The sequence below is a fragment of the Pandoraea oxalativorans genome (genome assembly GCF_000972785.3).
GTDB classification, from domain to species: domain Bacteria; phylum Pseudomonadota; class Gammaproteobacteria; order Burkholderiales; family Burkholderiaceae; genus Pandoraea; species Pandoraea oxalativorans.
The window spans coordinates 2,543,820-2,566,065 of sequence record NZ_CP011253.3; the positions used below are offsets into that span (position 1 = coordinate 2,543,820).

The window sequence follows — 22,246 nt, forward strand, 5'->3', positions numbered from 1 at the left end:
CGAAACTCAGCGATCACATAATCGGCGCGCTAGGTTGGTCGTTCGACGCGTGCTTGACGGTATCGCCCTGACACGAAATACAAGGACCGGGGCGGTGCGACGGGGGGGAGACATCCCGGGATTCGCGCATCCACGGCAGGGCCTGCGACACCAAGGAAATCGCAGCAAAAAAGCGTCATATCGAAACGCATCGCACCGAAGGAGACCCTTATGCAATTCCGATTCAAGCTCATGGCTGGCGCCGTCGCGTTCGCCCTGTCCGCCTCGATGGCCATCGCGGCCGATCCGATCAAGATCGGCGTGTCCGGCCCGTTCACCGGCGGCTCGTCGTCGATGGGCGTTTCCATGCGCGACGGCGTGCGTCTCGCCGCTGCGGAGATCAACAAGTCGGGCGGTGTACTTGGCCGTCAGATCCAGCTCGTCGAGCGCGACGAAGAAGCCAAGAACGAGCGCGGCGTGCAAGTCGCGCAGGAACTGATCAACAAGGAAAAGGTGGTAGCCACCGTCGGTTACATCAACACCGGCGTGGCGCTCGCGTCGCAGCGTTTCTATCAGGACGCCAAAATTCCGGTGTTCAACAACGTGGCCACGGGCACGGTCATTACCGACCAGTTCAAGCCGCCTCAATATCCGGACAACTACGTCTTCCGCAACGCCGCCAAGGACAGCATTCAGGCACCGATGATCGTGGAAGAAGCGATTACGCGCCGTGGCTTCAAGAAGCCGGCCATTCTCGCGGACTCGACCAACTACGGTCAGCTCGGTCGTGAGGACCTTGAAAAAGCGCTCAAGGCCAAGGGCATCACGCCGGTCGCCGTCGAGAAATTCAACATCAAGGACGTCGACATGACGGCCCAGTTGCTCAAGGCCAAGCAAGCCGGCGCCGACGTGATCCTCACGTACGGTATCGGCCCGGAACTGGCGCAGATCGCCAACGGCATGGGCAAGCTCGGCTGGAAGCTGCCGATCGTGGGCAGCTGGACGCTCGCGATGGCGAACTACATCGACAACTCGGGTGCGAACGGCGAAGGCGCGCGTATGCCGCAGACGTTCATTCAGGAGCCGAACACGCCCAAGCGCAAGGCCTTCATCGACGCCTACGTGGCCATGTTCAAGCCGAAGAATAACCGTATCGACTCGGCGGTGTCGGCTGCGCAAGGCTATGACTCGATCTACCTGCTGGCCGCTGCCATCAAGCAAGCCGGCAGCACGGACGGCCCGAAGGTGCGCGCAGCACTGGAAGACCTGAAGACGCCGGTCGAAGGCGTGGTCACGACGTACGATCGTCCGTTCACGCATGACGATCACGACGCCATCACGGCCAACATTCCGGTGTTCGGCGAAGTGAAGGGCGGCCGTGTCGTGTATGCCTACGACAGCGACCTGAAGGCGGGTAGCAAGGTTCGCGAGAAGGCGGGCGCGACGGCCTCCAAGTAAGCCGCACCTCCTCCCAAGGCTGCCGTTGCAGCCATGACGGGTGAACGACGGCGCGCACCGTCTCTTCCGCCTCTTACGCCCGCGCCCCGAGCCATCGGCTTCGGGGCAGTCGGGCGAGGCGGGCGTGCCGTCTTCACGCAACTGTCGCCTGCCGCCGGCACTCGGGACCGGTGTGCGGCACAAGTACCGAATGCCTCCCGAGCATCGCTCGTAGGCTCGCACTCGCGAGAGAGGACCGCATGACCATCCTGATTCAACTCGTCTACAGCGGTATCGCGCTGGGGATGATTTACGCCGTGATCGCCTTCGGTTACCAACTGACGTTTGCGACATCCGGCACGCTGAACTTCGGCCAGGGCGAAGCGCTGATGCTCGGCGCACTGGTCGGCCTGACGCTCGTCGACACCCTCGGGCTGAACTACTGGCTGATGATTCCCATCGTCTGTCTGTTTGGTCTCGTGCAAGGCGCGTTCGTCGAACGCATCGGCGTGAAACCCGCTTTGCGGATCAAGTCGGAATTCGGCTGGATCATGTCCACCATTGCGCTGGGCATCATCTTCAAGAACGTCGCGGAAAACCTCTGGGGTCGTGACGACCTCAAGTTCCCGTCGCCGCTGCCCGAAGCCCCGATCAATCTGCTCGGCGCGAACGTGCTGCCGATGGAACTGCTGGTGGTCGTGGGCGCGCTGCTCATGATGGCCGCCGTCGAGTTCTTCAACCGTCGCTCTATCTACGGCAAGGCCGTGGTGGCCACCGCGAACGATCGCGACGCCGCCGGGCTCATGGGCATCAACACCAGTCTGGTGATTACGTTCTCGTACGCGCTGTCGTCGATGGCTGCGGCGTTTGCCGGTGTGCTGGTCGCACCGCTCACGCTGACCGGCGCCACGATGGGTGCCGTGCTCGGCCTCAAGGCATTTGCCGTGGCGATTATCGGCGGGCTGTCGAGCGGCATGGGGGTGCTCGTCGGTGGCGTGATTCTCGGCGTGGCCGAAACCACGACGGCGTTCTACATTTCCACCGGCTACAAAGACGTGCCGGGTCTCGTACTGCTGCTGCTCGTGCTGGCTGTGAAGCCTGCAGGTCTGTTCGGCAAGACCGCCATCAAGAAGGTGTAACCATGACCGCACAGACCTCCACTGCACGCGGGGCCGGCGATCTCGGCGGCATGCGTACGTTGACCAAGATCGCTGCCGTACTCGGCATCGTCGCGCTGTTCGGCTTTCCTCTGGCCATCGGCAACCCGTATTACATCCACATGATCGAGACGATCATGATCTACGCGATCCTGCTCTTCGGGCTGGACATCGTCGTGGGTTACACGGGACAGGTGTCGCTGGGCCACGCCGGGCTATTCGGCATCGGCGCCTACGTCGCGGGTGTGTTCTTCGCCAAGCTGGGCCTCTCGCTCTGGCTCGCGCTGCCTGCCGCGATTCTCGTCACTGCGGCCTTCGGTGCAGTCCTCGCATTACCTGCCTTGCGCGTGATCGGGCCGTATCTCGCGATGGTGACGCTGGCTTTCGGCACGATCATCCAGATTCTGATCAACGAGATGGATTTCCTGACGTCCGGTCCGATGGGCATCAAGCTCACGAAGCCGGTCATCGGCGGTCATCCGATCGACGAGGTCGAGTACTACTGGATCGTTGCCGTGCTGCTGCTGTTGAGCATGCTCGTGGCCCACCGCATCCTGAAGTCGCACCTCGGTCGCGCGTTCGAAGCGTTGCGCGATTCGCCGGTGGCGTCCGATTGTATGGGCGTGTCGGTGTATCGCTACAAGGTGTATGCGTTCGTGATCAGCGCCGGGTTTGCCGGTCTGGCCGGTAGCCTTTATGCCTACTCCGAGCAGTACATCTCGCCGAACACGTACAACTTCGAGCTGACGATTCTGTTCCTGCTGGCCGTCATCATGGGCGGACGCAAGACGCGCAGCGGTTCGCTGCTGGGCGCGGCGATCATCGTGTTGCTGCCGCAGTTGCTCGACGACATCAACATCTTCCGCATTGTGGCGTCGGCCATCGCTGCCGTCACGACGGTTGCAGCGGTAGCCGCAGTCGCACGTGGGCGGACCACGCTCGCCAAGGCCGCCGTGCCGGTCATCGGCACCATCGCACTGGCCGGTGTGACGTGGTGGCGCGACAGCATTACCGACTGGCGTCTGACGATCTTCGGTCTGATGATTCTGTTCGTCGTGTACTACCTGCCGGACGGCATCATCGGTTTCCTGCGCTCGCGCATTCTCCATCGTCGCCGCACGCTCACGGTGTCGGCCACGCAGGTGGACGAAACGGCCGCCAGCAGCAGCGACCTGGTGCTCATGGCGGCGGCCAGCGGCCCGGACGAGTTGCTGAAGGTGCGTCAGTTGCTCATGCAGTTCGACGGCCTGAAGGCGCTCAATCAGGTGGACCTGACGGTCAAGCGCGGCACGATTCACGGGCTGATCGGCCCGAACGGCTCGGGCAAGAGCACGATGATGAACGTGCTGACGGGCATCTACGTGCCCACGGCCGGGAGCATCGAGTTCGCCGGTGAGTCGCTGGCCGGACGCACGTCCGCCGACATTGCCCTCTCGGGTGTCGCGCGTACGTTCCAGAACGTGCAGCTCTTCGGTGAAATGACGGCGCTCGAAAACGTGCTGGTCGGTCTGCACCACACGTTCCATTCGACGCTGGTCGATGTTTCGCTGCGTCTGCCGCGCTACAAGCGCGAAGAAGACGGTGCGCGTGCGCGTGCCATGCGTTTGCTGGAGTTCGTGGGGCTGGCGTCGCTGGCCGACGAGGAGGCGCGCAACCTGCCGTACGGCAAACAGCGCCTGCTCGAAATCGCACGTGCGCTCGCACTCGATCCGCGTCTGCTGTTGCTCGACGAACCGGCAGCCGGGCTGACGGCACCCGACATTCGCGAGTTGCTTGCCATCATCCGCAAGATTCGCGATCACGGCATCACGGTGATTCTGATCGAGCACCACATGGACGTGGTGATGAGCACCTGCCAGACGGTGTCGGTGCTGGACTTCGGGCAGAAGATTGCCGAAGGGCTGCCCGCGCAGATTCAGGCCGACGAGAAGGTGATCGAGGCGTATCTGGGCGGCGCATCGACCGCGCACTGACCGGGATAGACGGACAAACGGAACCACTATGCTTTCCATTCGTAATCTGCAAGCGGGATACGGCAAGGTGCAGGTGCTGCACGGCATCGACATCGATGTGCCGGGCGGTCAGGTCGTCACGCTCATCGGCTCGAACGGCGCGGGCAAAACAACCACCATGCGTGCGGTGTCCGGCATGATCAAGCCCTCGTCGGGCGAAATCACGCTCGGCGAGAAGCGTATCGACGGACTGGACTCTCACCGCATTGCGAAGCTCGGTCTGGCGCATTCGCCGGAGGGGCGTCGTGTGTTCGCCACGATGTCGGTGACGGACAATCTGCGCCTCGGCGCATTTCCGCGTCTGACCGGCAGCCGCCCGCGCGGCGACGTCGCGGCGGATCTGGAGCGCGCAATGGACTTGTTCCCGCGCCTGAAGGAGCGTCGAAATCAATTGGCGGGCACGCTTTCCGGCGGCGAGCAGCAAATGCTGGCGATGGCGCGCGCGGTCATGCTGCGTCCGGACATCGTGCTGCTCGACGAGCCGTCGATGGGTCTTGCGCCGATTCTGGTCGACGAGGTATTCCGCATCATCAGCAACCTGAAAGCGGAAGGCGTGACGATGCTGCTCGTGGAGCAGTTCGCCGCCGCCGCACTGGCCGTGGCCGACTATGGCTACGTGCTGGAGAACGGCAACATTTCCGTGCACGGCCCGGCGGAAAGCCTGCGTAACGACGACAAGGTACGCGCGGCCTATCTGGGGGGAAGTCACTGACGCGAGCGTTGCACGTCGTCGTCAGTTCGGAGGGCAGCCAGTTGGCTGCCCTTTGTCTTTGCTGCGGATGTTGCTGCGGATGCGGAAATATCAGCGATTCACATTCACGACCACGCGGCCGTGGATCTCGCCATTGACGATGCGTTGACCGATGCCGATGGCGTCTGCAAGGCCGACGTCATGGGAAATGCCGCCGAGCTTTTGCGGTTCGAGATCGCGCGCCAGCCGTTGCCACGCTTCTTCACGTATTTCACGCGGCGCCATCACGCTGTCGATGCCGTGCAACGTCACGCCGCGCAAAATGAACGGTGCCATATTGGCCGGAAAGTCCATGCCTTGCGCGAGACCGCATGCCGTTGCGACGCCGCCGTAATGCAATTGCGCGATGGCGTTGGCCAGCGTGTGCGAGCCGACGGAATCGACCACCGCCGCCCAACGCTCCTTCTGCATCGGCTTGCCCGGATCCGACATCAGACGACGGTCGATGACCTCCGACGCACCGAGCGCCTGCAAATACTCCATCTCATGCAACTTGCCGGTGGACGCCACGACGCGATAGCCGAGCGAACTGAGGAGCGCGATGGCGACCGATCCCACACCGCCCGAAGCGCCCGTCACGAGCACATCGCCGTGATGCGGCAGCACACCGCTGCGCTCCAGTGCCATGACCGAGAGCATGGCCGTGTAGCCCGCCGTGCCGATGATCATGGCGTCGCGCGGCGTGAAGCGTTCGGGCAGGCGCACGAGCCAGTCGCCGCGCAGCCGGGCCTTTTGTGCGAGGCATCCCCAGTGGGTTTCCCCCACACCGTAGCCGTTGAGCACCACGCGATCGCCCTTTCGCCACGAGGGGTGCGACGATTCGAGTACGGTGCCTGCCCCATCGATGCCAGCGACCATCGGCCACGCGCGTACGACGGGCGCTTTGCCGGTGATGGCGAGGCCATCCTTGTAATTGATGGTCGAGTAATCGATGGCGACGAGGACATCGCCGTCGGCGGGCAGTGCATCGTCTTGCAGTTCGGTCACCTGGGCGTGGGTGACACCGTCCGACTGCGTCAACAGGATTGCATTGAACATGCCTTGAAGTCTCCGAAGCGGGTGGGCCGTGAGGCTACGAGCACAGGCGGCAGCGACGCTCTTCGCGGGGGCGAGACAACCGTCGCCAGGAAGTGGCTTTAGCCGGAGATGGCCGCCGCAATAGCGTCGCGTGTTTCCCGCGCGAGAACGTCGATGAGTTCCGCTGCGGGAAGTGCACGCGCAAGCGGTGCCGCCTGACCGGCCCATTGTGCCGCATAGCCACTTTCCTTGTGCGCCTTTGCGGCTGCGTTGAGCGTTTTGCCCGCGTCGTAGGTGATCGGATAGTCCGGGATTGCGGGCCGGTCGGCGACTTGCTCCAATGCCCAGAAGCGATTGGCGAGACCGCGCGCCGGACGTCCCGAGATGGCACGGATGAGCGCGGTGCGCGGCGGTTGCCCGCCGAGCAGCGCATCGCGATAGGCCATGTCGGCACCGGATTCCGCACAGGTGACGAAGGCCGTTCCCATTTGGGCCGCTTGTGCACCGAGGGCCAGGACGGCCGCAATGCCCGCACCATCCATGATGCCGCCCGCTGCAATGACGGGCAGCGACGTGCGTGCCACCAGCCGCCGCACCAGCGCGAAGGTGCCGAGTTGCTCGTCTTCGCTTGGCTGGCGGTCGCCTTCGTCGTTGAAGCGTCCGCGATGTCCACCGGCTTCCCAGCCCTGCGCCACGATGGCGTCGATGCCTGCGGCTTCGATGGCGTCGGCCTCCGCTTCATTCGTGGCCGAAGCGAACAGCACGATGCCTGCGGCTTTCAATGCGTCGATCCAGTCCTGCGACGGAAGGCCGAAATGAAAGCTCACGACGGCCGGTCGTTCCTCAAGGAACATCTCATACATCGCGACGTCTTCGACAAAGCTCAGATAGATCTCGCGCAGGGCTTCCGGCGGCTTTGCGTCGTAGCGCGCAAATTCCGGTGCGAGGTAGGCGAGCCATGCGGCTTCGCGCACGGCGTCGGCCTGCGCGGGCGTGTGCGTGAACACATTGACGTTGAACGCGCGGGAGGTCAGCGCGCGGGTTTGGCGGATCACGTCGCGCGCGGCGTTGGCATCCATATTGCCGACGGCGAGCGAACCGAGGCCTCCCGCGTTCGAGACGGCGGCGACGAGCGCGGGCGTCGACGCGACAGCCATCGGCGCCTGAATGATCGGCGTCGACATGCCGAGACGTTGCGTGATGCGGGCCGACGGAGACACTGTGGTAGTCATGGTCTGGGCCTCGTCTCAGAAACTGGCGGCCAGATCGCGCAGCGCGTCGAACGTTTCGTGCACTTCCGCACGCAGCACGCCCACGAGTTCAGCGGCTGGCATCGCGCGCACAAGCGGCGCAGCCTGACCGGCCCACTGCGCGGCGTAGTCGCTGTTCCCCTTGGCCTTGGCGGCGGCGTTGATGGCCTTGCCTGCGTCGTACGTCACAGGATAGGCGGGCAAGTCGGGACGCTCGGCGGTTTGTTCAAGCGCAAAGAGCCGATTGACGAAGCCGCGAGCGGGGCGTCCGGAGATGGCGCGAATGAGGGCGGTGCGCGGCGGATTCGGTCCGGTGAGTCGCGCCCGGTAAGCCGCGTCGGCCGACGATTCCGGGCAGGCGACGAAGGCCGTGCCGAGTTGTGCGGCTTGCGCGCCGAGCGCGAGCACGGCGGCGATCCCTGCCCCGTCCATGATGCCGCCAGCGGCGATCACGGGAACGGACGTGTGCGTCACGATCAACCGCACCAGCGCCAGGGTGCCGAGCTGCTCGTCGTCGGTCGGCACGCGGTCGCCGAGATCTTCGAAGCGTCCGCGATGGCCACCGGCCTCGTATCCCTGCGCGACGATGGCGTCCACCCCTGCCGCTTCAATGGCGCGGGCCTCGGCGAGATTCGTCGCCGTGGCGAACAGCATGATGCCAGCGGCGTGCAGCGCGTCGATCTTCTCTTGCGAGGGCAAACCGAAGTGAAAGCTGACGACGGCCGGGCGCTCTTCGAGCAGCATGGCGTACATCGCGTCGTCGGCGACGAAGCTCGTATAGATCTCGCTGAGCGCGGCGGGCGGCGTGGCGTCGAAGCGCGCGAATTCCGGGGCCAGATAGGCGAGCCAGGCGGCATCGCGCGAGGCGTCGAGTTTGGCCGGCGCGTGGCAGAACACGTTGACGTTGAACGGCTTGCGCGTAAGGGCACGCGTTTCGTGAATGGCTTTGCGAGCCGTTTGCGCATTCCCCGCCGCCACGCCGATGGAGCCGAGCCCGCCTGCGTTTGAGACGGCAGCAGCAAGCGCCGGTGTGGACGTGCCCGCCATCGGCGCCTGAATGATGGGAGTGAGCAGGCCGAGTCGCTCGATGAGCGCGCGATTACGGGATTGGGAAGCAAGGGAGCTAGGCATGACGATCTGCACCTAAGAGTGTTCAATGGGGGGAACAGCAGCAGTCACAGCAGGCGGTATGTTCACTATGGCATACGCCCAACGCCACAAAAGATACCACTTAAATACATCTTTATGCCAACCACCCTTGACGCTGTCGGGGCATCTCGCCGTGGCATGCGCTCGCCGGGCAATAGCTGAGCTTCGCTCACGTAATGCTTATTCGTGCGCGCCGTCGTCGGCGCCCATCAAATCGGAGGCACGCGAGCGTTGCATGTCTGCCCGACGGAAGTATCCGACGACGGTGGCCACGCTGGTATGTCCGGTCATCGACATCGTCTCGGCCAGTGGCACTTGCCGAAGTGCCGCTTCCGTCACGAAGCCTGCGCGCAACGAGTGTGCCGAGAAATCGCCCTCGAGGCCCGCCAGTGCGCAGCGCTCACGCACGATATCGCGCACTGCGGCCTCCGAAAGCGCTTCTCCGATATGGCCCCCGCGCCGCACCCGCCGAAAGATCGGACCGCCATCGATGCCCGACGCTGCCAGCCAGTCCGTGAGCGCGGCGGCGGCAGCACCCGTCACCGGCTTTTCATTCTCCGGGCGGTCGGTCCCCTGCTGGTTCGTCTTCGACCAGCCCAGCGTGTAGACGTAATGTTCCGGTCCACTTCGTCGCACGTTCTCACACGTTGCGCGAACGACTTCGGAGCGTCGGCGTCCGCCGCTCGCCCATGCAAAGAGCAGCAATGCCCGGTCGCGCTTGCCGCGCAGCGAGTCGTCGCAGGTGGCCAGCAGCGCGCGCAACGGTTCGCGGGTGAGCGCATCTTTCTTGGCGGTCTTCACGCCACGTTTCGCATAGGCACGCCGCGTTCTGGCGAGCAACTCCCGAACTGCCGGTTCGGCGCAGGGATTGGGCAGATCGCGCGAGGTGTGCAGCTTGGCGATGACGCTGATCCGGTGGCGCAGTGTCGCGAGCGCGGGCGGACCGGTGCGCGCTTTGAGCCCTTGTGCGACCAGCGCCGCATCGAGGGCCTCTGGCATCTCCGTCGTCAGCCCATGCTTGCCCTGACGCTGTGCGTGATCGACAACGAATTGCACGATCACTGCGGGCGTTAGCGGGGGGATCAGCGGCGCACCGTAGCGCAACCGATACCAACCCATCCAGTAACGCATGGCCGACTGGTAACTCTGGCGTGTATTTGCCGAGTCGCCTTCACGAACGAGCGCCTGCGCGGCTTCCCGAGCGTCGGCATTCAGCGTGGCCGGATCCAGCGGCGTAGGGAGGTGGGTTGCATCCACGATTTTCACGAGATCGCCAGCGTTGCTTTTGCGCATTGAACCGCCTTGAAACGTAATTTTTCTACAGAACATATGAATTTTTATGTGATATGTAGTAAATATAACGTATGCGAGAAATAAGTATCGATAATCTTCCATTATCGTGACCTATTTGGCAATGCCGTCGAATTCAAGGAGTATTCACGATGACTGCGTCCCACACCCCGAAATCCGCCACGCTCGCGCCGTCGCCTCGACAGGGCGGTCGCGGTATTTCCGAGCATGACGTATGGACGGCCGCCGATACGTTATTGATGTCGGGGCAGCGTCCGACGATTGAGCGGATTCGCCAGCAACTGGGGCGCGGATCGCCGAACACCGTGAGTCCTTATCTGGATGCGTGGTTTGCGGGATTGGGGGCGCGTCTGAAAGGTGCGGACGGTGCCGGTGGCGGCGTGATGGGTTTGCCGGACGGAGTGCCCATGCCGGAGCCAGTGGCCCGGGCCGCATTGGATTGGTGGGCGTTGGCGATACACGAAGCCCGTACGGCGCTGGCCGAGGAGGCTGCCGCGCAGCGCGCGGCGCTCGATGCGCGGGAAGCCGAATTGGCGGCGGATCGCGAAGCGCTGGAGCAAGCCCGCGCTGTGCTGCACGAGCGGATTGCTTCGGCGGAGACGGCTGCGGCGGATGCCCGTCAGGCGCGCGATGAGGCGCAGGCACAGGCACGTCGCGCCGAGGCGTTGCTCATCGATGCGCAGGCGGATGCCGTGGCCTCGCGTCAGTCGCTTGCCTCGGCGCGCGACGCGGCGCAGGCGATGCAGGACGCGCATGCCTCGCATCGAGCAGACTGGGATGCCGAGCGCGCGAAGCTGGTGGAACGTGCCGACGCCAACGAACGTCGCTTGATGCTGGAGCTGGATACGGCGCGCGAATCCATCAAGTCGTTGCAGCAGGAGCGCAAGCAGGCACAACGTCAGTTGCAGGACGCCGAGGCCAGTCTCGCGGCGATGACCGAAGCGCAGCACGAGATGCGTTCGGCCAAAGCGTTGCAGGACGTCGTGATCGCGCGCCTTCGCGAACAGGTCGGCACGCAGGAAGCACTGGTCTCGACCTATCAGTCGATGTTGGCGGCGCCGCCTGCATCGGTGGCCGGACGCGGCGTGGCGTCGAGCGCGACATTGGGCGTCAAGCGGCGTCTTAGCAGCGCCGTCGCGCCGACGGCTTCAGTGTTACGTCGGGCGCGGCGTCCGTGACATTCGGCGATGGGCTACCTGGACCTTCACTTCGCCTGCGCGAGCGTCGGTGTGCTGGCCTCCCATCCACCTCCCAGCGCGCGGAACGTCGCAACGGCCGCCCGAGCGTTGTCTGCCTGTGCGCGGGCATCGGCGTCGCGCACCGTCAATAACTGGCGGTCGGCGTCCAGCACTTCGTAAAGACTCACGGTCCCGCCCGTGTATGCCTCCTGCGCGCTGTCGCGCGCGCGTGTCTGCGCGTCGACGGCGCTCGCCAGATCCTTGCGTTGCTGTTCGAGTTCCACCAGTGTGACGATGGCGTTTTCGACGTCTTCCGTGGCGTGCAGCATCGACAGCCGGTACTCCGCCAAGGCTTGTGCGTTTGCGCCGCGCGCCTGAGCGACTTCGGCGTCGATGCGTCCGAAATCGAACAGACGCCAGCGCAGGCCCAGCGCGGCAAGCGGCTGGAACGTCGCGGCGCTCGGCACACGTGCGCCAGCGAGCGTGTCGAATCCCAGCACACCGGAGAGCGATAGCTTGGGGTAGTACTCCGCGAGCGATGCGCCAATCCGTTCATTGGACGCTGCCAGTTTGCGTTCTGCGGCGATGACGTCCGGTCGGCGGCGCAGCAAATCGGTGGGGGCGCTGGCGTCACCGATGGCCGGAATCGTCAGCGGACGCGCCTTCAGATCGTCATCCTGCGTGACCACGCTCATGCGTCGCGCATAGGTGCCAGGTGCTGCGCCCATCAACACATCGAGTCGATTGAGTTGCGTCTCACGCTCAATGCGTAGCGGTGGCAGCGTTGTACGCGCCTGTGCCAGCAACGCTTCCGATTGCGCGAGTTCGCGCGCCGTCGCCAAGCCATCCTTCAGCCGCAATCGGACGATGTCCATCAACCGCGCGTCGGTGTCGATCTGGTCCTGTGCAATCGCCAATCGTCGCTGGGCGGCCCTGACGCGGAAATAGGCATCGGCGGCCTCGGCCACGATGCTCACACGCACGCCGTCACGCTGTGCCTGCGCCGCTTGCGCCAACGCACCTGCGGCTTGTGCCGAGCGTTGCAGTCCGCCAAACAGATCCAGCTCCCAGCTTGCGCCCGCGCCGATGTCGTAAATCGTCATGTTGCGGTTATAGCCGGGGAGGTTGCGCGCCACCACGCCAAGCGGGCTTTCCAGCGACTGATGCTCGCGCGTGACGCTGCCGTCCAGGGTGAGCGAGGGCAGTCGTTGCGCGCCAGCCGCACGCGCCTGTGCCCGGGCTTGTTCGACGCGTGCCACGGCAGCCTGCAAGTCGAGGTTCTGCGCGAGCGCCTGCTCGACGATCCCTGTTAGCACCGGGTCATGAAAGCGCGTCCACCAGGTCTCCAATGCCACGCCGTTTTCTGGCGGCGAGTCCGTCAGTCCATGGCTCGCATCGCGTTGCGCGAGCGCTGCGCCGCCCTGGAAATGCGTCGGCAAATCGGCCTTCGGCGCGACGTAATCGGGGCCGACCGCGCATCCGGCCATTGCGCTGACAGACAGCGCCAGTAAGGCATTGCGCAGAATCGACGGGGTAGCGCCGGGCACCGTGAGCAGGGTTGCATTCATGGAATTTACCAAGTTACTTGCAAGATGATAGTCACAACTCTATACTCACTTCCATTATGAAAGCAACCCCTGGTTGCGATTTCCCGTTCTCTGTCTCATGACCGCCTTAAGCGCGAAGAAGGATCGACCCATGACATCCCCGAGCACTCCCGCCCAACACGCCAGCCAACCGGGCGGTCCCTCTGAGAAGCGCAAGTTCCTGCGCAGCCTCGCCATGCGCGGCGCGGTTGTCGCCGCGGCGATCGCGGTGCTGGGTTACGGGACTTACTGGTGGACGACGGCGCGCTATCTGGAATCGACGGACGATGCCTATGTCGGTGGCGACGTCACCGTGCTCGGCCCCAAGGTGCCGGGGTACATCGCGCAAGTGTTGGTGACGGATAACCAGACCGTGCATGCGGGTGACGTGCTGGTGCGGCTGGACGACCGCGACTACCGCGCTGCATTGGCGAAGGCCGAAGGCGCTGTTGCCGCGCAGCAGGCGCTGATTGCGAATCTCGATGCAACGGCGAAGCTGCAGGCGGCGGTCATTGCGCAGGCGCGCGCCAGCGTGGTGGCGGTGACTGCCGACGCACGACGTGCGCATGACGACCAGGTGCGTTATCAGGATCTCGTCGCCAAGGCGGCGGTGTCGGTGCAGAGCGCGCAGAAGGCGGACGCCGACTACAAGCAGATCGTCGCGAATCGCGATCGGGCGGAGGCAGGGGCCGTGGCGGCCGAGCGTCAACTGGACGTGATTGCCACACAGAAGCAGCAGGCGCAGGCGGCACTGGCACAGGCCATCGCCGAGCGCGACATCGCCAAACTCAACGTCGAATACACGGTCCTGCGTGCGCCGGTCGACGGCACCATCGGGAACCGTCGGGCGCGTCCGGGCGCGTACGCGCAAGCGGGCACGCAACTGCTGGCCGTCGTACCGGCGCACGGACTTTGGGTCGATGCGAACTTCAAGGAGGGGCAGGTGGCGCATCTGCGTCCCGGCATGCCCGTGAAGATCGAGGCAGACGTGTTGCCCGGTCGCGTCTTCCACGGCCGAGTGGCGAGTCTTGCCCCTGCGACGGGCGCGCAATTCAGCGTGTTGCCGCCGGAAAACGCGACGGGCAACTTCACGAAGATCGTGCAGCGCGTGCCGGTGCGAGTGCAGCTTGACGATGCGGATGCGCGTCTGGGGACGTTGCGCCCCGGTCTGTCGGTGACGGCCGAGGTGGATGCGCGCGGCGAAGGTAGCGGTGATGGCAGGGGCGACAAGTCGTCGGCCCCGGCACCCGCCAAGGTAGCCGCGCGATGAGCGCCACGAACCCGGGGGGCGCGCAACCGCTGCCTTCCAGTGGTGACGCCGGTAGATCGCCGGCGCACTCTGCGAATGACGAGCGACCGCGACTGGCGGCGGCCCCGGCACCGGCGGGTGGCGGCTTCTCGGTTGACGCCATGTCGACGCCCGCCAAGATCATCGCCTTCGCCACGATGGTCGTCGGCATGTTTATCGCGCTGCTCGACATTCAGATCGTGTCGGCCTCGTTGCGCGATATCGGCGGCGGCCTTTCGGCGGGCGCGGACGAAACGGCCTGGGTGCAGACCAGTTACCTGATCGCCGAGATCATCGTGATTCCGCTCTCGGGCTGGCTGTCTCGCGTGATGTCGACGCGCTGGATCTTCGCTGCCTCGGCGGCGGGCTTTACCGTGGCGAGCCTGCTGTGCGGCGCGGCGTGGAACATCCAGAGCATGATCGCGTTCCGTGCGCTGCAAGGGTTTCTCGGCGGTTCGATGATTCCACTGGTCTTCACCACGGCGTTTGCCTTCTTCAGTGGGCCGCAGCGCGTGGTGGCGGCGGCTGTGATCGGCGGTCTTTCGTCATTGGCGCCGACACTCGGGCCGACCATCGGCGGGTGGATCACGGACAACTACTCGTGGCACTGGCTGTTTTTCATCAACATCGTCCCGGGCATCTTCGTGACGGTGACGGTGCCGTTGCTGGTGCGCATCGACCGTCCCGACTTCTCGCTGCTGCGTGGTGCGGATTATCTGGGGATGGTCCTGATGGCGGTGAGCCTCGGGTGTCTCGAATACACGCTGGAAGAGGGGCCGCGCTGGGACTGGTTCGGTGACGACACCATCCGTGCGACGGCGTGGCTGGCCGGGCTGTGTGGCGTGGCGTTCATCTGGCGCAGTCTGGTGTATTCGCAGCCGATCGTGGATTTGCGGGCGCTCAAGCAGCGGAACTTCGCGCTCGGGTGCTTCTTCTCGTTTGCAACGGGCATCGGCATTTTCGCGACGATTTACCTCACGCCGCTGTTCCTTGGACGCGTGCGTGGATTTTCGGCGTTCGAGATCGGCATGGCGGTGTTCTCGACCGGGGTCTTCCAGTTGTTGTCGATTCCTATCTACGCAATGCTGGCCAACCGGATCGATTTACGCATCCTGATGATGCTCGGGATCGGTGGGTTTGCCTCGTCGATGTGGCAGTTCGCGCCCATCACGCACGATTGGGGTTCGCTGCAACTGATGCTGCCGCAGGCGCTGCGCGGTGCGTCGCAACAGTTCGCGGTGGCGCCGATTGTCACGCTGACGCTGGGCAGCCTTGCGCCTGCGCGATTGCGTCTGGCGTCGGGGCTTTTCAATCTGATGCGCAACCTCGGCGGTGCCATTGGCATCGCAGTCTGTACGACGGTCCTTAACGACCGGACAAATCTGCACTTCTTCCGGCTCGCCGAGCGCATGGGTGAGGGCAATCCGGCGGTCGGCCAGTGGTTGGCGAGCGTGGGCGCTCGGTTGGGTGCGACAGGACTGGACCTGGTCGATGCGCAGACGGCTGCGCTTCGACAACTTTGGCTGCTGACGCTGCGCGAAGCCCAGACGATTACGTTCGGCGATATCTTTGGCGGGCTGGGGCTGATTTTTCTGGGGGTGACGCTGATGGTGCCGCTCATGCGTCGGGTTGCACCGCCCAAAGCGCCGAGCGCAGATGCGCACTGAGGACATCGGTCGGAGAATTCACTTTAGATTATTTACGTCCCAAACCGTCTGTAAATAGTTGATTTTTAATAATTAAGAACGGTGACGCCTCGTTGTTCAAGTGAAATGTGAGGTTCTTGAGACGCGGTCGGCTTGCCCGCAGGTGTTGACGCGCTTATGCTCACTTGCATGGTAATAGGCAGCGGTCGTCATCGACGGCGCTGAACAGGGGGAATCCTTATGCAACGAAAGACATTCCGCGACATGCAATGCCCCATTGCCCGCAGCCTTGAGCGCGTGGGCGAATGGTGGAGCATCCTGATCTTGCGCGAGGCAGGCTACGGGACCACGCGCTTCGACGATTTTCAGCGTCGCCTGGATATCGCGCCCAACATGTTGACCCGACGTCTGAATGCGTTGGTGGAAGAAGGCTTGCTGGCGCGTCGTCAGTACTGCGATCGCCCGCCGCGCTTCGAATACGTGCTCACCGACGCCGGTCGGGATTTCCGTCCGGTGCTGTGGGCATTGCTCGCATGGGGTAATCGGCACTTTGCGCCGGAAGGCATTGCGGCTCAGTTGGTGGACCGGGAGACGGGGCAAGTGGTCGAGCCGGTCGTGGTCGATGCAGTGACCGGGGTGCGACTGGACCCGAAGCGGCACGTGCCTAGCGCAGGTCCGGTGGCCACCCAGGGCATGCGTGCGCGCCTGGCGCGAGCCGCAGCGTTTGCGACGGGGCAGCCTGTGGCGGAGGCAGAAGGAAAAGCGGAAGCCAGTTCTGAGGAAGTGGCGGCTGATCGTTGATTTTGTTTGGTTTTCTGGCGGCCGCTCAGGCCATCACAGGCGTGCCCGGGATGCCCGGCAGCGATGCGAGCAGGCGGGCAAAGGCGTCACCGGTCAGCGGTTTGCCCAGCAGGAAACCCTGTAGCTCGTCGCAATCGAGTGTCTTGAGCGCTTCGCGTTGCGACGCCGTCTCGACGCCTTCGGCCACCACGTCCATATCGAGCGAGTGGGCCAGCGCAATGATGGCGGACACCACAGCACTGCCTTCGCGTCCGCAAGTATCCAGTCCGTTGGTGAAAAAGCGGTCCATCTTCAGCTGCTTGACGCGGAAGCGTTGCAAGTACGCCAGACTCGAATAGCCCGTCCCGAAGTCGTCGATCGCCACCTCGAAGCCGTGATCCTGAAAGGCGCGGATCACGTCGATCGTGTGCTGTGCGTCGAACATCGCCACCGTCTCGGTGATCTCGAACATCAGACGCGTGCAGGCGATGCCAGCGTCCTGCACGATTTGCACGATGTTCTCGACCAACTGCGACTGCGCCATCTGGCGCGGCGACAGGTTGATCGCCACCTTCACCGGCGGCAACCCGGCCGCATCCCACTCCTTGATGTGCTTGCACGTGGCACGCACCACCCAGTAACCGATCTGCACGATCTGACCCGTGCGCTCGGCGACCGGGATGAAGTCGGCCGGCTGCAATTCGCCGAAGGTCGGGTGCGTCAGGCGTAGCAGGGCCTCGGCACCCGCCAGCGCTTCCGTGTCGCCACGATACTTCGGTTGAAAATTCAGCGAGAAGTACTGCGCGCTCTCGGCGTCGTGCAGCGCTTGCTGAATTTCCCAGGTGCGCTGGGCCGCCGCGTTCATGCGCGGCTCGAAGTACCGGAAGATGCCCCGGCCCGCGCGCTTGGCTTCGTACATGGCGGTGTCGGCGTGCTTGAGCAGCAAGTCGATGCTGTCGCCGTCGTCAGGAAACAGCGCCACACCAATGCTGGGCATGACGTGCAGCGACTGGGTGCCGACCTTCAGACCGTCGCGCATGTCGTCGAGCAGTCGCTGTGCCACACGTCCCGCGACTTCGGGTGACGACAGCGAGCCGAGCAGCACCACGAACTCGTCGCCGCCCAACCGGGCCACCACGTCGTCGCCATTCACGTTCTTGCGCAGTCGCTTGGCGAAGGCGCGCAGTACGTCGTCGCCTACGTTGTGGCCCAGCGAATCGTTGATGGTCTTGAAGCCGTCCAGATCCATGAACAGCACCGCAAACCGGCGCTGGTCGCGACGCGAGTTGATCAGCATGCGCGCGGCCGCGTCATGCAGGGCGCGGCGGTTGGGCAGATCCGTCAGCGCGTCGTACGTCGCCATGCGGGCGATCTGGGTGTTCAGTTGCAGGACGGAGTTGGCCAGGAAGCTCGTACGCGCGTCCAGACGGGAGACCAGCATCGTGGTGATCAGAATCAGGAAGGTAAACAGGCTCACGGTCGTCACCAGCCACGGCGAACTCACGCCGTTGGCTGCGCCGCAGACGGCGCCCGCGGCGAACGTGGCGGCCGACATGCCGGTGTAGTGCATCGCGGTGATGGCAAGCCCCATGACGACGGCGGCACCCATGCGCTTGGCCATCACATACCGCAGGCTGCCGTCGCGCAGCGTCCGGGCGATCCACAGCGCCGCCGTGGCGGCCGCAATGGCAATGGCGATCGACGCGGCGAAGAGCAGCGGATCGTAGCTGATGGCTGGGTCCATCTTCATGGCGGCCATGCCGGAGTAATGCATGGCGGCGATGCCGATGCCCAGCGTGACGCCCGCGCATCCGAGGCGCCACCGGGTGAAGCGTTCGCTGGCGACGAGCCAGAGCGCTGCCCATGAAATCGCGATGGCAATGCCGAGCGACGCCGCCGTGATGGCCGGGTCGTAGCCGAGGGCGAGCGTGGCTTTCGAGTCGAGCGGCGACCACGAAGGCGAGAGCGACAGGGCGAGCATGCCGATGAAGTGCATCGACCAGATGCCGATACCCATGGCGGTCGCGCCTACGGCAAGCCACGCCTGGCGCATGCCACGGTGGGTCAGAAGATAGATGCGACCTGACAGGTCGAGCGCCGTGAACGACGCCAGTACCGCCACTGCTAGCGATAGCGCAACAAGCCAACCACTGTACGAACTGGACATATGAAAACCGACCGAAAAGTCCCGCTTAACTGGTTATCGGCACGCAGCGCCAATAGTTGAGGATTGCGGTGGAATATTGCCGAGAATCTGGGAACCTGCGACTGCCTGCACCTCGCGCGCGCGTATTCGCGCCTGCTGCGTCGATGCTCGACAGTGCCGATGCCATAGTGAATAATCCGTCCATACCCGCCCGCGCGGGGCGAAATACAGCAGCCCTAGATTTTGCCTGATTTCCTTGGGATTTCCTCTCACTGAGTGCAATCTTGGTGGCCAACGTGCCCGCAGGAGCCGTGATATGCGCATTCGCATGAGGCTGTTGCAAGTGCTGGTGGTGGTTGGAATGGCCGTCGCGCCGCTCACTGAAGCGGTATCAGCGACATCTGCGGTCGCGGCTTCGCCGCCGGCGTCCTCGGGCGTGGCAGACGCGTCCGCCAACGCGCCGAACGACGGGGCCGAGCTTCGCTTCATGGACCGGCCGGTTGTCACGTTCCGCGGCACGCTTGGCGGCGCAACCCCCGAGGTGCGGGCGGCACGGGCCCAGGCGGTGCTCGACAGTCTGCCCGGCGGCACCTTCGATTTGCCTGTCGACGTGCTGCACGCATCGCTCGGCGGTGCGTCCGGCGTGGCGTTCCGCGTGCGCGACCGAATCCTCTTTGCGCTGACGACCGACGACCTCGCACCGGGCGACCCGCGCCCGCTCGACGCCGTGGTGGCCGAGGTGCAGACGAATCTTCAGACCGCCTTCGCCGCGCGGCGCGCGCAGCTTCACTGGCCGACGATTCTGCGCGGCATCGCGCTCAGTGCGCTCGGGGCCGTCGTGCTGACGATCATCGTGATCGGCATCGGGCGCATGCGGACCCGGCTTGAGACGCGCCTTCAGACCGCCTTCGAAAAGCGTGTCCTGCAACGCACGGCCCGCACCTTCGACTGGACAGGGTCGGCTTTTCACCTTGTGCATCAGGTCGTGCAGATCGGGGCCGTGTGTCTGGCGCTGGCCTTCGCGTATCTTTACCTCATCTTCGTGCTGATGCAGTTCCCGGCCAGCCAGCCACTGGCCGGACGCCTGTCGGACTTCCTCTGGACGCTCGTGGACCGTTTCGGCATCGGCGTGGCCGCCGCCATCCCGGGCATCCTCACGGTCATCGTCATCTTTCTTCTCACGCGTGCCCTGCAGAGCCTCGTCAACAACGTCTTCGACGCGGTGCAAAGCGGACGCCTGTCCATTCCCGGCATGCACCCCGAGACCGCTGGCGCAACACGGCGTTTGGTGTCGGTGGTGGTCTGGGGTCTTGCGCTGACATTCGCTTACCCCTACATGCCGGGCGCGCAGAGCGACGTCTTCAAAGGTCTGTCGGTTCTGCTCGGTCTGATGGTCACGCTGGGATCCAGCGGCATTGTCAATCAATTGATGAGCGGGATGGTCGTGATCTACAGCCGCTCGCTGAAGAAGGGCGATCTCGTGTCGATTGGTGACGCTACCGGCGTAGTCGTCGGCGTCGATGCGCTTTCGGTCAAGTTGCGCAATCTTGCGCAGGAAGAACTGACGATCCCGAACGCCGTCGTCGTGGCCTCCACGGTACGCAACTTCACGACGCATGGGCGTGGGCACGGTGTTGCAATCAGCACGACGCTGACCATCGGCTACGACACGCCGTGGCGTCAGGTGCACGCCATGCTGATCGAAGCGGCGACGCACACGCCGCAAGTCGCCGCTGAGCCCGCGCCGTATGTATTGCAACGGGCGCTGTCGGACTTCTACGTCGAGTACGAAGTCTTTGCCACCTTGCGCGATCCGGCCACGCGTTTCGGGGCGATTTCCGCGCTTCACGAAAACATTCAGGACGTCTTCAACCGCTACGGCGTCCAGATCATGTCGCCGCATTTCGAAGAGCAACCCCACTCGCCGCTGACGATCCAGCCAGAACATTGGTATCCGGCCCCGGCGCGCGCACCCGTGGATGCGGGCAGCGCGCCATCGACATCCGCACCATTGCCGACATCACAAGAACAAGGAACCGGTCATGCCCGTTAAATCATTGACGACAAAGGAAAGTGCCGCGAAAGCGGCCCCAGCCGCACCGACCGCAGCGTCTGTCGCGCCCGTCTCATCGTCGCAACCGACGGTGCCCAGCGTTCCGTTCGAAGCCCGCGTCGCAGCGGGGCGCCAACTGCGCGAGAAGACACCCCGCAGCAGTCATTCGCACCTCGGTAACACCGACCGCGACATCGTGGCGTTGTTGCGAACGAGCAGCGAGGGGCGGGTGGCGGCGCTCGTACCGTTGCGTTACGGTCGGATGCTCGCGTCGCCGTTCGCCTTCTATCGCGGCAGCGCGATCGTCCAGGCGCACGATCTGGCCGGTACGCCGAACACCGGGCTCACCCTGCAGATCTGCGGGGATTGCCATTTGGCGAACTTCGGCGGTTTCGCCACCCCTGAGCGGAGCTTGATCTTCGATCTGAACGATTTTGACGAAACCGCGCCCGGCCCGTGGGAATGGGATCTGAAACGGCTGTGCGCGAGTCTGGTGCTCGCCGCCCGGCAGTTCGGCTTCGGCGACACGCTGGGTGTCGAGATGGTGCGCACGGCCGTAGACAGCTATGCCCGACGGCTGGACGAGTACGCCCACATGCCGACCATTGAACTCTGGCACGAGCAGATCACCTTTGAGCGCATGCTGAACCTGGCCGGGTCCGACCGGGTGCGCGAGGGCGTCAAGCGCGGCATCGCCCGGGCGTCCGGCCGCACCCATGAGCACGTTCTGCCGAAGTTCGCTCAGCAGATCGGCGATTACTGGCAGATTCGCGACACACCGCCCACGGTGTTTCACGTCCATGGCGCGACCACGCTTTTCGGTCCGGAAGACGACTGGCTGGGTCTGGGCGACTGGCGTACTTTGTTCGCTCCGGTCTACAAGAGTTACACCAACTCACTCCCGCCCGATCGCGCCCGCATGCTCGATAGCTACACGCAGCAGGACCTGGCGTTCAAGGTCGTGGGCGTCGGCAGCGTCGGTACGCGCTGTCTGGTGTTGCTGATGATGGATACCCACGCGCAGCCGCTGTTCCTTCAGTTCAAGGAGGCGTCGCGTTCGGTCGTCTCTCGCTTCTTCCGCAATGCCACACCCAAGCATGACGGACGTCGTGTGGTCGAGGGGCAGCGTCTCATGCAGGCGGCCTCCGACGCCTTCCTCGGTTGGGGTTCGGGACCGTTCGGTCGTTGTATCTATGGCCGCCAGTTGCGCGACATGAAGATCTCCGCACAGTTCGAGTTGTTTCGTGCCGACGGCTTTCGCGAGTACGCCAGTCTGTGCGGCTGGGTGCTGGCCCGTGCGCATGCCAAAGCGGGCGGATGCGCGCCCGAACTCGTGGGTTACGTCGGCAAGGGGATTCGTCTGGGCGAGGCGCTGATTCATTACGCGACGGACTACGCCGATCAGGTCGAGCGGGACTACGAAGTGTTTCGCAAGGCATGCCGTGACGGAAGGCTCGAAGCGCGCACCGACGCGGATATGGCCGCCGACTTTATGGCCTGAAGCGA

16 protein-coding genes are annotated in these 22,246 nt (G+C 64.3%); 10 read left to right on the plus strand and 6 right to left on the minus strand.

Features of this window, described 5'->3' with window-relative positions; genetic code table 11:
- Positions 1 to 210: 210 nt before the first annotated feature.
- From MB84_RS11435 to MB84_RS11450, 4 genes are all read left to right on the plus strand, one after another.
- Entirely contained in the window at positions 211 to 1,437 is a 1,227-nt protein-coding gene (locus MB84_RS11435; RefSeq protein WP_046291870.1) for an ABC transporter substrate-binding protein, read from the plus strand.
- Between the two features lie 239 nt (positions 1,438 to 1,676).
- Positions 1,677 to 2,555, plus strand: coding sequence for a branched-chain amino acid ABC transporter permease (locus tag MB84_RS11440; RefSeq protein ID WP_046291871.1), 879 nt, complete (start codon positions 1,677 to 1,679; stop codon positions 2,553 to 2,555).
- Between the two features lie 50 nt (positions 2,556 to 2,605).
- Positions 2,606 to 4,546 (plus strand): branched-chain amino acid ABC transporter ATP-binding protein/permease, encoded by a 1,941-nt coding sequence (locus MB84_RS11445; RefSeq protein ID WP_046293679.1) that lies wholly within the window; start codon positions 2,606 to 2,608, stop codon positions 4,544 to 4,546.
- Positions 4,547 to 4,574: 28 nt separating this feature from the next.
- The gene (locus MB84_RS11450; protein ID WP_046291872.1) at positions 4,575 to 5,297 is read left to right on the plus strand and encodes an ABC transporter ATP-binding protein; all 723 of its coding nucleotides are present in this window, start codon (positions 4,575 to 4,577) and stop codon (positions 5,295 to 5,297) included.
- Between the two features lie 90 nt (positions 5,298 to 5,387).
- Here the strand turns inward: MB84_RS11450 and acuI are convergent, their stop codons facing one another.
- The 4 genes from acuI to MB84_RS11470 form a co-directional block, all read right to left on the minus strand.
- Positions 5,388 to 6,374: an acrylyl-CoA reductase (NADPH) gene (gene acuI / locus MB84_RS11455; RefSeq protein ID WP_046291873.1), complete on the minus strand. Its 987-nt coding sequence runs from the start codon at positions 6,372 to 6,374 to the stop codon at positions 5,388 to 5,390.
- Between the two features lie 98 nt (positions 6,375 to 6,472).
- Positions 6,473 to 7,585: an NAD(P)H-dependent flavin oxidoreductase gene (locus tag MB84_RS11460; RefSeq protein ID WP_046291874.1), complete on the minus strand. Its 1,113-nt coding sequence runs from the start codon at positions 7,583 to 7,585 to the stop codon at positions 6,473 to 6,475.
- Positions 7,586 to 7,600: 15 nt separating this feature from the next.
- Complete coding sequence (locus MB84_RS11465; RefSeq protein ID WP_046293680.1) at positions 7,601 to 8,734, minus strand: NAD(P)H-dependent flavin oxidoreductase; 1,134 nt, start codon at positions 8,732 to 8,734, stop codon at positions 7,601 to 7,603.
- Positions 8,735 to 8,932: 198 nt separating this feature from the next.
- A complete protein-coding gene (locus tag MB84_RS11470; RefSeq protein ID WP_046291875.1) occupies positions 8,933 to 10,045 on the minus strand; it encodes a site-specific integrase in 1,113 nt (370 codons plus the stop codon).
- Positions 10,046 to 10,194: 149 nt separating this feature from the next.
- On the opposite strand from MB84_RS11470, the gene MB84_RS11475 reads away from it, so the two are divergent.
- Positions 10,195 to 11,241: a DNA-binding protein gene (locus MB84_RS11475; RefSeq protein ID WP_052653202.1), complete on the plus strand. Its 1,047-nt coding sequence runs from the start codon at positions 10,195 to 10,197 to the stop codon at positions 11,239 to 11,241.
- A gap of 26 nt (positions 11,242 to 11,267) precedes the next feature.
- Here the strand turns inward: MB84_RS11475 and MB84_RS11480 are convergent, their stop codons facing one another.
- Positions 11,268 to 12,809 carry an efflux transporter outer membrane subunit gene (locus MB84_RS11480; RefSeq protein WP_046291876.1) on the minus strand — a complete coding sequence of 514 codons (1,542 nt, stop codon included), beginning with the start codon at positions 12,807 to 12,809 and terminating at the stop codon, positions 11,268 to 11,270.
- Between the two features lie 130 nt (positions 12,810 to 12,939).
- Here MB84_RS11480 and MB84_RS11485 point away from each other — a divergent pair, with 130 nt between their 5' ends.
- From MB84_RS11485 to MB84_RS11495, 3 genes are all read left to right on the plus strand, one after another.
- Positions 12,940 to 14,097 (plus strand): HlyD family secretion protein, encoded by a 1,158-nt coding sequence (locus tag MB84_RS11485; protein ID WP_084010034.1) that lies wholly within the window; start codon positions 12,940 to 12,942, stop codon positions 14,095 to 14,097.
- A gap of 140 nt (positions 14,098 to 14,237) precedes the next feature.
- Positions 14,238 to 15,782 carry a DHA2 family efflux MFS transporter permease subunit gene (locus MB84_RS11490; RefSeq protein WP_046293683.1) on the plus strand — a complete coding sequence of 515 codons (1,545 nt, stop codon included), beginning with the start codon at positions 14,238 to 14,240 and terminating at the stop codon, positions 15,780 to 15,782.
- A 219-nt stretch (positions 15,783 to 16,001) separates the two neighbouring features.
- The gene (locus tag MB84_RS11495; protein ID WP_046291877.1) at positions 16,002 to 16,562 is read left to right on the plus strand and encodes a winged helix-turn-helix transcriptional regulator; all 561 of its coding nucleotides are present in this window, start codon (positions 16,002 to 16,004) and stop codon (positions 16,560 to 16,562) included.
- Positions 16,563 to 16,587: 25 nt separating this feature from the next.
- Here MB84_RS11495 and MB84_RS11500 read toward each other — a convergent pair whose 3' ends face one another.
- Complete coding sequence (locus MB84_RS11500; RefSeq protein ID WP_046291878.1) at positions 16,588 to 18,708, minus strand: putative bifunctional diguanylate cyclase/phosphodiesterase; 2,121 nt, start codon at positions 18,706 to 18,708, stop codon at positions 16,588 to 16,590.
- Positions 18,709 to 19,003: 295 nt separating this feature from the next.
- On the opposite strand from MB84_RS11500, the gene MB84_RS11505 reads away from it, so the two are divergent.
- Both MB84_RS11505 and MB84_RS11510 read left to right on the plus strand, forming a co-directional pair.
- A complete protein-coding gene (locus MB84_RS11505; RefSeq protein ID WP_065225776.1) occupies positions 19,004 to 20,740 on the plus strand; it encodes a mechanosensitive ion channel family protein in 1,737 nt (578 codons plus the stop codon).
- Positions 20,730 to 22,241 carry a DUF2252 domain-containing protein gene (locus tag MB84_RS11510; protein ID WP_084009726.1) on the plus strand — a complete coding sequence of 504 codons (1,512 nt, stop codon included), beginning with the start codon at positions 20,730 to 20,732 and terminating at the stop codon, positions 22,239 to 22,241. Before MB84_RS11505 ends, MB84_RS11510 begins: the two co-directional genes overlap by 11 nt.
- Positions 22,242 to 22,246: the final 5 nt, after the last annotated feature.